Origin of the sequence: Pseudomonas sp. EA_65y_Pfl1_P113, from assembly GCF_963970525.1 — a bacterium.
GTDB lineage: Bacteria > Pseudomonadota > Gammaproteobacteria > Pseudomonadales > Pseudomonadaceae > Aquipseudomonas > Aquipseudomonas tritici.
Map to the genome: position 1 here is coordinate 18554 of NZ_CAXAQM010000031.1, position 11963 is coordinate 30516.

Genomic DNA, 11963 nt, shown 5'->3' on the forward strand with positions numbered 1-11963 from the left:
ACCCGGCCCCGGACGACAGGCAACAGCACAGGCCAAATGGATCGAATCGATAAAACAACCGTTTTATTGCGGCAAACTCTCTAGCTCAGTGACTTGCGATTGAAATCTCGCAGGCGGAAGCCTTGCAGCAGCAACATCCCGAAGTACACCACCACGCCGGCGGCGACCAGCACGCCAAGGCGCATAAAGCGTTGCAGCATCTGGCCCTCGTCCCATGCAGGCATATAGTGCATCAAGCCCAGCAGCACGACCGACATCACCGCCACCGCTACCAGCAATTTGAGGGCAAACAGGCCCCAACCGGCCTGCGGCAGAAACATTTGCTGCTTGCGCAGCTGGTAAAACAACAGCCCGGCATTGATGCACGCACCGACACTGATCGCCAGCGCCAGGCCGGCATGGGCCAGCGGGCCGATAAATACCAGGTTGAGCAGTTGCGTGACGATCAGCGTGAAAATCGCGATTTTCACCGGTGTACGAATGTTTTGCTGGGCGTAGAAGCCTGGGGCCAGCACCTTGATCACGATAATGCCGAGCAACCCTACGGAATAGGCGACCAGTGCGTACTGCGTCATCAATGCATCGTGGGCATCGAATTGGCCGTATTGAAACAGCGACACGGTCAGCGGCTCCGCCAGAATCCCCAGGGCCAGGGCACATGGCAGTACCAACACGAAGCACAGGCGCAGGCCCCAGTCGAGGATGCGCGAGTATTCCTGGCGGTCCTTGCTGGCATAGGTGCGCGCCAGGGTCGGCAGCAAAATCGTGCCCAGCGCCACGCCGAGCACGCCGGACGGCAATTCCATCAAGCGATCGGCGTAGTACATCCACGACACCGAGCCGGACACCAGCAGCGAAGCGAACGCCGTGTTGATAATCAGGGAAATCTGGCTGACTGAGACGCCGAGGATCGCCGGCAGCATATTGCGCATCACGCGCCAGACGCCTGTGTCCTTGAGGTTCAGGCGCGGCAACACGAGCATGCCGATCTTTTTCAGGTGGGGCAGCTGGTAGAGCAATTGCGCCAAGCCGCCGGCCAGCACTGCCCAGCCCAGCGCCATCACAGGAGGATCGAAGTACGGCGTGAGAAACAGCGCGAAGATGATCATGCTGACGTTCAGCAGGGTCGGCACGAAGGCCGGCACCGAGAAGCGGTTCCAGGTATTGAGGATCGCCCCGGCCAGCGATGAAAGGGAGATCAGCAATATATAAGGAAAGGTCACGCGCAGCAGGTCAGTGGTCAGCGCGAATTTTTCCGGCGTATTGGCGAAACCCGGGGCCGTGGCCCAGATGACCCAGGGAGCAGCAAGCATGCCGAGCACGGTCACCAGCATCAGCACCAAGGTCAACAGGCCCGAGACATAGGCAATAAAGGTGCGCGTCGCTTCTTCGCCCTGCTGGGTCTTGTATTCCGCCAGGATGGGCACGAACGCCTGGGAAAACGCGCCTTCGGCGAAGATCCGCCGCAACAGGTTGGGCAATTTGAAAGCAATAAAGAAGGCATCCGTGGCCATGCTGGCGCCAAAAATGCGCGCCAGCAGGGTGTCACGCACAAACCCCAAAACCCGGGAGATCATTGTGATAGAGCTGACGGCGGCCAGCGATTTGAGCAGATTCATTGAAAGAGTTTGCGCCTATAGATAAACAGCAGGCGAAAGAAGCGCCCACTTATGCGATACTGCGCGCCTGCAACAGCACAGAGCCAAAGCTCGCGAGTTTACAGGTCAAGCGCCGGAAATAAATCACCCGCCTCTTCAGATCGACCACTCAGCAGTTCGCATCAGCCGCTCTTGACAACACATCAAGTCATCGGCATGATTCGCGGCCTATTTTGTTTGCTATTTCCTAAAAAGTCTTTCGAGGAGCTCGACGGTGGCCAACACACCTTCCGCCAAAAAACGTGCAAAACAGGCTGAGAAGCGTCGCAGCCACAACGCCAGCCTGCGTTCCATGGTTCGTACCTACATCAAGAATGTAGTTAAAGCCATCGACACCAAAGACGCTGAAAAAGCACAAGCTGCTTACGTTCTGGCTGTGCCAGTTATCGACCGTATGGCCGATAAAGGCATCATCCACAAGAACAAGGCCGCTCGTCATAAGAGCCGCCTGAATGGCCACATCAAGGCTCTGAGCGTTCCTGCTGCAGCCTAAGTGGTAACAACTGCAACGCAACCCAGGTTGTGAAACAGTTAAGAAATGCCCCGTACCGAAAGGTCCGGGGCATTTTTGTGTGTGCCCCAAAATTACCACTGCCTCCTGTGTGAGCGGGCTTGTCGAATCGTCGCACCGCCCGCTCACTACAAAAGCCCGGCAACCCGACTGAACGCTTTCAGACAGGCAAAAAAACGCCCCGAACCAGTCGGGGCGTTTTTGCTAGCAACTGATCAATGCATCAATCAGTGGTGATGACCGCCTTCACCGTGGACGTGGCCGTGAGCCACTTCTTCCTCGGAAGCGTCGCGGATGGCAACGATCTTCACTTGGAAGTTCAGGCGCTGGCCAGCCAGAGGGTGGTTGCCGTCGACGGTAACGTCGTCGCCGTCCAGGTCACGGATGGTGACGATCTGCATTTGGCCGTCCGGAGCGGAGGCGTGGAACTGCATGCCTACTTCCAGTTCGTCAACGCCTTCGAACATGCTGCGGCTCAGCGTGCTGACCAACTCGGCCGAGTATTCGCCGTAGGCATCTTCAGGTTCTACGGCGACGGTCAGCTCATCACCGACGCTCTTGCCTTCCAGCGCCTTTTCCAGGCCTGGGATAATGTTACCTGCGCCTTGCAGGTAGACCAGCGGCGCGCCGCCGGCGGAGCTGTCGATGACCTCACCAGCGTCGTTGGTCAGGGTATAGTCGATGGAGACAGCCTTGTTAGCGGCGATCGTCATGGGGCGAGACCTTTTGCATAAGAATGAAGAACGGACAAGTCTAAACAAGGATTTGCCCGAAAGCGAACAGAACCCGGACGGACGGGGTCAGACAAGCCACTCGGCGATCACCGGCTTTCATCAGGATGAAGACCGGCACTGGGTTGCCGAGCTGTCCTGCGGCCACACTCAGCACCTGCGCCACCAGCCGCCCTGGCAGTCGCGCGCCTGGGTGCTTGACCCCGCGCAACGTATTGAAAAAATAGGCCAGCCCTTTGCCTGCGGCTGGTGTGCGCAAGTGCACGAATAACGATAACCTTGGCATCTGATTCGCGGTAGACGCTCAGCCATAGAGCGCCACCCAAGCCATGCAACTCCAGAGAATTCGCATGCAAACTTTTTTTATCGCGCCCACCGATTTTGGTGTGGGTCTGACCTCCATCAGCCTTGGGCTGGTGCGTACCCTTGAGCGAGCCGGGCTGAAAGTCGGCTTTTTCAAACCGATTGCTCAACCACACCCGGGCGACACTGGCCCTGAACGCTCCACCGAACTGATAGCGCGCACCCACGGCCTCAAGCCGCCACAACCCCTGGGCCTGGCCCATGTCGAGCGGATGCTTGGCGACGGCCAGCTCGACGAGTTGCTGGAAGAAATCATCACGCTGTACCAACAGGCCGCAGTGGGAAAGGACGTGCTGATCGTCGAAGGCATGGTGCCGACCCGCAGCGCCAGCTATGCAGCGCGGGTCAACCTGCACCTGGCGAAGAGCCTGGATGCGGAAGTGATCCTGGTCTCGGCTCCGGAAAACGAAGTGCTCACCGAACTCTCCGGCCGCGTGGAATTGCAGGCCCAACTGTTCGGCGGCCCGAAAGACCCGAAAGTACTCGGCGTGATCCTTAACAAGGTGCGCACCGACGAAAGCATGGAAGCCTTCTCCGCGCGCCTCAAGGAACATTCGCCCCTGTTGCGCAGCGGTGATTTCCGCCTGCTGGGCTGCATCCCCTACCAGCCCGAACTCAACGCCCCACGTACCCGCGACGTGGCCGACCTGATGGGCGCGCAGATCCTAAACGCCGGCGACTACGAAACCCGCCGCATGACCAAGATCATCATCTGCGCCCGCACCATGCGAAATACCGTGGAATTGCTCAAGCCCGGCGTGCTGGTGGTAACCCCCGGCGACCGCGACGACATCATCCTCGCCGTCAGCCTGGCCGCGATCAACGGCGTGCCGCTGGCAGGCCTGTTGCTCACCAGCGACACCCTGCCCGACCCGCGCATCATGGATTTATGCCGAGGCGCATTCCAGGCCGGCCTGCCGGTGCTGTCGGTGAGCACCGGTTCCTACGACACTGCCAACCAGCTCAACAGCCTCAATAAAGAAATTCCCATCGATGACCGCGAGCGCGCGGAAATCATCACCGATTTCGTCGCCAGTCACCTCGATGCGCGCTGGCTGCACCAGCGTTGCGGCACGCCGCGGGAGATGCGCCTGTCGCCGGCGGTGTTCCGCTACCAGCTGATCCAGCGTGCCCAGGCCGCCAACAAGCGCATTGTGTTGCCGGAAGGCAGCGAACCGCTGACCGTACAAGCCGCCGCCATCTGCCAGGCACGCGGCATTGCTCGCTGCGTGTTGCTGGCCAAGCCGGCGGATGTGGAAGCGGTCGCCCGCGCCCAAGGCATCGAATTGCCCGAAGGGCTGGAGGTTCTCGACCCGGACCTGATCCGCCAGCGCTATGTGGAACCGATGGTCGCGCTGCGCAAGAGCAAGAGCCTCAACGCGCCGATGGCCGAGCAGCAACTGGAAGACACCGTGGTGATTGCAACCATGATGCTCGCGCTGGATGAAGTGGACGGGTTGGTTTCCGGCGTTATCCACTCCACCGCCAATACCATCCGCCCTGCCCTGCAGTTGATCAAGACCGCACCGGGTTGCACGCTGGTGTCGTCGGTGTTTTTCATGCTGTTCCCTGAGCAGGTGCTGGTGTACGGCGACTGTGTGATGAACCCGCACCCGAGCGCCGCCGAACTGGCGGAGATCGCCCTGCAAAGCGCTGACTCGGCCGCTGCCTTCGGCATCACGCCGCGCGTGGCGATGATCAGCTATTCCAGCGGCGACTCGGCCAGCGGCGAGGAAGTAGAGAAAGTCCGCGAAGCCACCCTGCTCGCCCATGAACAGCAAAGCTCACTGCTGATCGACGGCCCGCTGCAATACGATGCCGCGGCCAACGAAGCCGTGGCACGCCAACTGGCCCCCGACAGCCTGGTTGCCGGCAAGGCCACGGTGTTCGTGTTCCCCGACCTGAACACCGGCAACACCACCCACAAAGCGGTACAACGCAGCGCCGATTGCGTGAGCCTGGGGCCGATGCTCCAAGGCCTGCGCAAACCGGTCAACGACCTGCCGCGTGGCGCCCAGGTGGACGACATTGTGTACACGATCGCGCTCACCGCGATCCAAGCCGCCAACCGACCTATGGATATCTAAATGCTGGGTTTTCTACCTGCCGCCGTGCGCGGGGTGATCGCATCGCTGTTGCTGGCGCTGAACACGATCCTGCTGTGCTCGTTCTTGTTTATCGTCGCACTGTTCAAGGCGCTGCCGTTTGCCAAGGGTTTCAGCGAATGGCTGATGAACCACACGCATGAGGCCTGGGTCACCAACAACAAGGGCTGGATGAACCTGGTCCGGCGCACGCGCTGGCACCTTAAAGGCCTGGAGGGCCTGGATTACCAGCACTCCTACCTGGTGACCAGCAATCACCAGAGCTGGGTCGACATCATGGTGCTGCAATATGCGCTGAACCGTCGGATCCGCCCGCTGAAGTTCTTCCTCAAGCAGGAGCTGATCTGGGTGCCGGTCATCGGCCTGGCATGGTGGGCGCTGGGCTTCCCGTTCATGAAGCGCTACACCAAGGCTTATCTGGAAAAACACCCGGAGAAAAAAGGCAAGGACCTGGAAACTACGCGCAAGACTTGTGCGAAGTTTCGCGACAACCCGGTGGGAATTTTCAACTTTGCCGAAGGCACGCGGTTTACCCCCGGCAAGCATGCACAGCAGAACTCGCCGTTTCGCTATTTGCTCAAGCCCAAAGCCGGTGGTATCGCGTTTGTGCTGGACGCGATGGGTGAGCAGTTGAAGTCATTGGTCAACGTGACCATTCACTACCCTGCCGGGCGCCCTGGGTATTGGGATTTGCTGTGCGGGAACGTGAAGGACGTGGTGGTGCAGTTTGAAGAGGTGCAGATCCCGGCTGAGTTCATTGGAAAGAATTATGAGCAGGATGGGGAGTATCGGCTGGCGTTCCAGGGGTGGATCAATCGGTTGTGGGAAGAGAAGGATCAATTGCTGGAGAAACTGCACACAGAATTCCCAGGCAAACACTGATCAAAATGGGGGAGCGGGCTTGAGAATGTAAAAAGCCCGCCACCGATGACTCGGTGGCGGGCTTTTTCTTGCCGCTTGAAACTAGCAGCTTGTCACTGCTCCCCTCTTAGATCGCGCCGCGCTGACGCAACAACTCCAGCACTTGTTTGACGCTGTCTTCCAGCGACAGGGCCTGGGTGTCGATGACCAGATCGGCATTCAACGGCACGTCATACGGGAACGACTCGCCAGGGATGTTATCCCCACCCGCCGCGTACAGGCCTTGCGGATCACGCTCGGCACACACCAGCGGTGACGCTTGCACGTACACCGTCAGCAGACGGTCATCGCCGATCAGCGCCTTGGCCTGTTCACGGCCTTCGGCATCGGGTGCGACGAACGCGGCCAGGGTCAGCAGGCCCGCTTCGTTGAACTGACGCGCCACGTGAGCGGCACGACGCCAGTTCTCGGTGCGCCCGGCACGATCCTGCGGCAAACCTTTGTTGAGGTCGTGACGCAGGTTCTGGCCGTCCAGTACAAACACCGCACGGCCCATGTCGAACAGCTTGCGCTCAACTGCGTAGGCCAAGGTGCTCTTGCCGGCGCCGGACAGGCCGCTGAACAAAACGGTGGCCGGCTGCTGGCCGAAGCGCAGGGCACGTTCTTCGGTGGCCACGTGGGCCAGCTTGCCGTGCTGCGACGCGCTGCCGTGAGTGACTGGCGGTGCGATGATCATGCCCGCGGCCACAGTGCCGTTGGTCAAGCGGTCGATGACGATGAACGCACCGGTGGTGCGGTTGCTGTCGTAACCGTCCAGGGCGATGGCCGCGTCGAGGCTGACCTTGACCCGACCAATCTCGTTCAACTGCAGCGAACTCGCCGGGCCTTCGGCCAAGGTGTTCACATCCACACGGTGCACGATGCTGGTGATGGAACCCGGCACGTAGCTGGTGGCGCGCTTGATGTCGTATTTCTTGCCCGGCAGCATCGGTTCTTCGGCCATCCACACCAGCATGGCGTCGAAAGCGTCGGTCACTTGCGGCACGTTGTCGGCATGTACCAACAGGTCGCCACGGGAAATGTCGATCTCGTCTTCCATGGTCAGCGTCACTGCTTGACCAGGGCCGGCGTGCTCCAACTCCCCTTCAAAGGTGACAATGGATTTGACGCGGCTGCTCTTGCCCGACGGCAGCACCACGACTTCGTCGCCCTTGTGCACGATGCCGCTGGCCAGGGTGCCGGCGAAACCACGGAAGTTCAGGTTCGGACGGTTGACGTACTGCACCGGGAAACGCAGGTCAGTGTAGTTGCGGTCGTTGGCGATCTCGACGGTTTCGAGGATCTCCATCAGCGACTGCCCGGTGTACCAGGGCGAACGCTCGCTCTTGTTGACCACGTTATCGCCTTTGAGCGCCGACATTGGCACAAAGGCCATGGTGCTCGGTTTGAAGGCGATGCCATCGGCAAACTTCAGGTAATCGGCCTTGATCGACTCGAATACGCTTTGGTCAAAGCCATTGATGTCCATCTTGTTGACGGCGATCACGATGTGCTTGATGCCCAGCAACGAGGCGATATAGCTGTGGCGTCGGGTCTGGGTCTGCACGCCGTAGCGGGCGTCGATCAGGATGATCGCCAGGTCACAGGTGGACGCACCGGTGGCCATGTTGCGGGTGTACTGCTCATGGCCGGGGGTGTCGGCGATGATGAATTTGCGCTTGGCGGTAGAGAAGTAGCGATAGGCGACATCAATGGTGATGCCTTGCTCACGCTCAGCCTGCAGGCCGTCGACCAGCAACGCCAGGTCGATGTCGTCCCCAGTGGTGCCGGACTTCTTCGAATCGCGGGTGATGGCTTCCAGGTGATCTTCGTAGATCATCTTGGAGTCGTGCAGCAGGCGCCCGATCAGGGTGCTCTTGCCGTCGTCGACGTTGCCGCAGGTCAGGAAGCGCAACATTTCCTTGCGCTCGTGCTGGCCCAGGTAAGCGAGGATGTCCTCGCTGATCAAATCAGATTGATGGCTCATTGCGTTCAAGCTCCGAGCTGTAAGCTTCAAGCGGCAAGCTTGTCGGCGTACAGCTAGTCAGAAATTTTGTTGATCAAGCCGCAGAGCATTTTTGAGAGCTCGCGAGTTTCTGCAATCCAGTTTTCAGCCAGCGGGTGGGCGATGTAAGCAATGTCGCTGCCGATGAGAATCTGTGTTCGTAACTCCCCACAAGAAGCTTTCACTATCCAAAGAAAACGTACCTTCTCTGTAGCACTGCAACGCTCCATACCTTCAGCAATATTGGAGGGCACCGAAAGTGCTGACCGAGTGATCTGATCCTTAAAACCAAGATCTTTGCATTGTGCAAACTCCCGGTAGATTTCCACCGCTAAACACTTGCTTCTCTGCCAAACGACCAACTTCTCGAAGTCCATTACAAGTCACTCGATAGCGGCTCGCAAAAACCGGCTGCAAGCACCAAACTGCAAAGTACGCATACCGCCTTTAACTTGCAGCTTGCCGCTTGTAACTCGAAGCTTAAAAGTACCCTTGACGTTTTTTATCTTCCATCGAGCCTGCGCCATCGTGGTCGATGACACGGCCCTGGCGCTCGGAAGTTCGCGTCAGGAGCATTTCCTGGATGATGTCCGTCAGCGTCTCGGCTTCGGACTCCACCGCGCCCGTCAACGGGTAGCAGCCAAGGGTACGGAAACGGACTTTCTTTTTGATGATTCGGGCTTTGTCTTCGTCGGACAGGTGCTCAAGGATGCGGTCGTCGTCGATCATGATCAACGTGCCGTTCTTCTCGATCACGTCGCGCTCGGCGGCGAAGTACAGCGGTACGATCGGGATGCCTTCCAGGTAGATGTACTGCCAGATGTCCAGCTCGGTCCAGTTGGACAGCGGGAACACACGGATGGATTCGCCCTTGTTGACGTTGCCGTTGTAGACGTTCCACAGCTCCGGGCGCTGGTTTTTCGGGTCCCAGCGGTGCTTGCTGTCGCGGAACGAGTACACGCGCTCTTTGGCACGGGATTTCTCTTCATCGCGACGGGCACCGCCGAATGCTGCGTCGAAACCATGCTTGTCCAGGGCCTGCTTGAGGCCTTCGGTCTTCATGATGTCGGTGTGCTTGGCGCTGCCGTGGGTGAACGGGTTGATGCCCTGCGCCACGCCATCCGGGTTGATGTGGGTGATCAGGTCCAGGCCAAGCTCTTCGACCATTTTGTCGCGGAACTTGTACATTTCCTGGAATTTCCAGCGGGTGTCGACGTGCATCACTGGGAACGGCAGTTTGCCCGGGAAGAAGGCCTTGCGTGCCAGATGCAGCATCACGGCGGAGTCTTTACCGATCGAGTAGAGCATCACCGGGTTGTCGAACTCGGCGGCGACCTCGCGGATGATGTGGATGCTTTCCGCCTCCAGCTGTTTCAGATGCGTCAGTTTGTCGACCATGGTTACTCACGGAAAAACGATCTTGTGGACGGCCAGCGGGCCGTGTTCGAGCGGGGCATGCTAGCACAGCACCTGCTTCTATTCAGGGCGCCAGCTAGATCGAAACGGTATATGAATATGCCCCCAAGTTTGGGCTTCCTGTGGCAGCCGGCTTGCCTGTGATGCAAGCACCGCGGTCAGTCAGGTGAACCGCAGCGATGCGTTCGCAGGCAAGCCAGCGCCCACAGTTTGTCCCGTGGTGAGGCTCAGATCGGGTTAGGGCAATCGATGAAAATATGTTCCAGCGCGAAGCGCCGCGCCAGGTAATCGCCCAGCGCCTGCACACCATAGCGCTCAGTCGCATGGTGGCCGGCGGCGATGAAGCTGATGTCGTTTTCGCGGGCGCTGTGGAAGGTCTGCTCCGAGGCCTCGCCGCTCAGGAACAGGTCGACGCCGACAGCAATCGCGTTGTCGATATAGCCCTGACCACCGCCGGTGCACCAGCCGACGCGGCGGATCATTTCGCTGCCTTCGATCAACAGCGGCTCGCGCCCCATGACTTCTTGCACCCGACGGGCAAAGTCGCGGGGCAACAGGGGCTCGGCAAGGGAGCCGACCAGGCCGACGACTTTGGGGTTGTTCGGGTCCAGTGGGCCTTCGACGGTGATGTCGAGCTGACGCGCCAACTGCACGTTGTTGCCGACGTCGGGGTGCAGGTCCAGTGGCAGATGGTAGGCCAACAGGCTGATATCGTGCTTGAGCAGCGTCTTCAAGCGGCGCTGTTTCATGCCGGTGATACAAGGGTTTTCGCCTTTCCAGAAATAGCCGTGGTGCACCAGGATCAGGTCGGCCTGGGCTTCAACCGCCGCGTCCAGCAAGGCTTGGCTTGCGGTCACGCCGCTCACGATGCGCATCACCTGCGGGCGGCCCTCGACCTGCAGGCCATTGGGGCAATAATCGGCAATTTTTGCGCTGCCGAGGTAGCGGTCTGCTTCCTCGACGAGGGTGGTAAGGGGGACGGCCATAAAAGACTCCTAAATATCCCGTTCGAAGGCGCTCGCAGCCTCGTATAATGCGCGACATTATGGGCGCTCTCCCGCCCCCTGCAACCTGTCAGGACTTACTTGATGCTCAAGGCGCTGCGTTTTTTTGGATGGCCATTGTTGGCTGGCGTGCTGATCGCGATGCTGATTATTCAGCGTTTCCCCGAGCTGGTGGGTCTACCCAGCCTTGATGTGAACCTGCAACAGGCGCCGCAAACCAACGCGGTGGTGCAAGGTCCGGTGACTTATGCCGATGCGGTGGTTATTGCCGCACCTGCCGTGGTTAACCTGTACACCACCAAGGTCATCAACAAACCGGCGCACCCACTGTTTGAAGACCCGCAGTTCCGCCGCTATTTCGGTGACAACGGGCCCAAACAACGCCGCATGGAATCCAGCCTGGGTTCCGGGGTGATCATGAGCCCGGAAGGCTACATCCTTACCAACAACCACGTGACAACCGGCGCCGACCAGATCGTCGTGGCCCTGCGTGACGGCCGCGAAACCCTGGCGCGCGTAGTGGGCAGCGACCCGGAAACCGACCTCGCGGTCCTGAAGATCGATTTGAAAAGCCTGCCCTCCATCACCCTCGGCCGTTCCGACGGCTTGCGAGTAGGTGACGTGGCGCTGGCTATCGGTAACCCGTTCGGGGTGGGCCAGACGGTGACCATGGGCATTATCAGCGCTACCGGGCGTAACCAGTTGGGGCTTAACAGCTACGAAGACTTCATCCAGACCGACGCCGCGATCAACCCGGGCAACTCCGGCGGTGCACTGGTGGATGCCAATGGCAACCTGACCGGCATCAACACGGCGATTTTCTCCAAGTCTGGCGGGTCACAGGGCATCGGGTTTGCGATCCCGGTAAAGCTGGCGATGGAAGTGATGAAATCGATCATTGAGCACGGCCAAGTGATTCGCGGCTGGTTGGGGATTGAAGTACAGCCGTTGACCAAGGAGCTGGCCGAATCGTTTGGCCTGACCGGGCGCCCAGGCATTGTGGTCGCCGGGATCTTCCGCGATGGCCCGGCGCAGAAAGCCGGCCTGCATCTGGGCGATGTGATCCTCAGCATCAACGGCGAACCGGCAGGCGATGGCCGCAAGTCGATGAACCAGGTCGCGCGGATCAAGCCGACCGACAAGGTGGCGATCCAGGTCATGCGCAACGGCAAGGAGATCAAGCTACTGGCAGAAATAGGCCTGCGCCCTCCGCCCGCGCCGGTTAAAGAAGAGGAATAAGCCGACTCATACGGGTGTCCGCTCGAGGACA

At 59.6% G+C, this 11963-nt stretch carries 11 protein-coding genes; 5 read left to right on the forward strand and 6 right to left on the reverse strand.

The annotated features are described in order from the left end of the window. Positions 1-80: 80 nt before the first annotated feature. Complete coding sequence (gene murJ / locus AACY52_RS22480; RefSeq protein ID WP_339560796.1) at positions 81-1619, reverse strand: murein biosynthesis integral membrane protein MurJ; 1539 nt, start codon at positions 1617-1619, stop codon at positions 81-83. Positions 1620-1872: 253 nt separating this feature from the next. Between murJ and rpsT the strand changes: the two genes are divergently transcribed. Further along, positions 1873-2151: a 30S ribosomal protein S20 gene (rpsT, locus tag AACY52_RS22485; protein WP_003188401.1), complete on the forward strand. Its 279-nt coding sequence runs from the start codon at positions 1873-1875 to the stop codon at positions 2149-2151. A gap of 245 nt (positions 2152-2396) precedes the next feature. Here the strand turns inward: rpsT and AACY52_RS22490 are convergent, their stop codons facing one another. Further along, the gene (locus AACY52_RS22490; protein ID WP_058412780.1) at positions 2397-2882 is read right to left on the reverse strand and encodes a peptidylprolyl isomerase; all 486 of its coding nucleotides are present in this window, start codon (positions 2880-2882) and stop codon (positions 2397-2399) included. On the opposite strand from AACY52_RS22490, the gene AACY52_RS22495 reads away from it, so the two are divergent. The 3 genes from AACY52_RS22495 to AACY52_RS22505 all read left to right on the forward strand — a co-directional run bounded on the left by AACY52_RS22495 (position 2881) and on the right by AACY52_RS22505 (position 6250). Next, positions 2881-3171 carry a DUF3565 domain-containing protein gene (locus AACY52_RS22495; RefSeq protein ID WP_339419699.1) on the forward strand — a complete coding sequence of 97 codons (291 nt, stop codon included), beginning with the start codon at positions 2881-2883 and terminating at the stop codon, positions 3169-3171. The genes AACY52_RS22490 and AACY52_RS22495 overlap by 2 nt on opposite strands. A gap of 79 nt (positions 3172-3250) precedes the next feature. Continuing rightward, positions 3251-5350, forward strand: coding sequence for a phosphate acetyltransferase (gene pta, locus AACY52_RS22500; RefSeq protein WP_339419547.1), 2100 nt, complete (start codon positions 3251-3253; stop codon positions 5348-5350). After that, a complete protein-coding gene (locus AACY52_RS22505; protein WP_339419549.1) occupies positions 5351-6250 on the forward strand; it encodes an acyltransferase in 900 nt (299 codons plus the stop codon). It abuts the gene before it with no gap. Positions 6251-6356: 106 nt separating this feature from the next. Here the strand turns inward: AACY52_RS22505 and cysN are convergent, their stop codons facing one another. The 4 genes from cysN to AACY52_RS22525 form a co-directional block, all read right to left on the reverse strand. Continuing rightward, positions 6357-8255: a sulfate adenylyltransferase subunit CysN gene (gene cysN, locus AACY52_RS22510; RefSeq protein WP_339419551.1), complete on the reverse strand. Its 1899-nt coding sequence runs from the start codon at positions 8253-8255 to the stop codon at positions 6357-6359. A 53-nt stretch (positions 8256-8308) separates the two neighbouring features. After that, positions 8309-8650: a four helix bundle protein gene (locus tag AACY52_RS22515; protein WP_339436854.1), complete on the reverse strand. Its 342-nt coding sequence runs from the start codon at positions 8648-8650 to the stop codon at positions 8309-8311. A 103-nt stretch (positions 8651-8753) separates the two neighbouring features. Next, on the reverse strand, positions 8754-9671 hold the full coding sequence (cysD, locus tag AACY52_RS22520; RefSeq protein ID WP_339531167.1) for a sulfate adenylyltransferase subunit CysD: 918 nt from the start codon (positions 9669-9671) through the stop codon (positions 8754-8756). A gap of 245 nt (positions 9672-9916) precedes the next feature. After that, positions 9917-10675 (reverse strand): Nif3-like dinuclear metal center hexameric protein, encoded by a 759-nt coding sequence (locus AACY52_RS22525; protein ID WP_339419555.1) that lies wholly within the window; start codon positions 10673-10675, stop codon positions 9917-9919. Positions 10676-10777: 102 nt separating this feature from the next. Between AACY52_RS22525 and algW the strand changes: the two genes are divergently transcribed. Continuing rightward, the gene (gene algW, locus AACY52_RS22530; RefSeq protein WP_339468366.1) at positions 10778-11932 is read left to right on the forward strand and encodes a Do family serine endopeptidase AlgW; all 1155 of its coding nucleotides are present in this window, start codon (positions 10778-10780) and stop codon (positions 11930-11932) included. Positions 11933-11963: the final 31 nt, after the last annotated feature.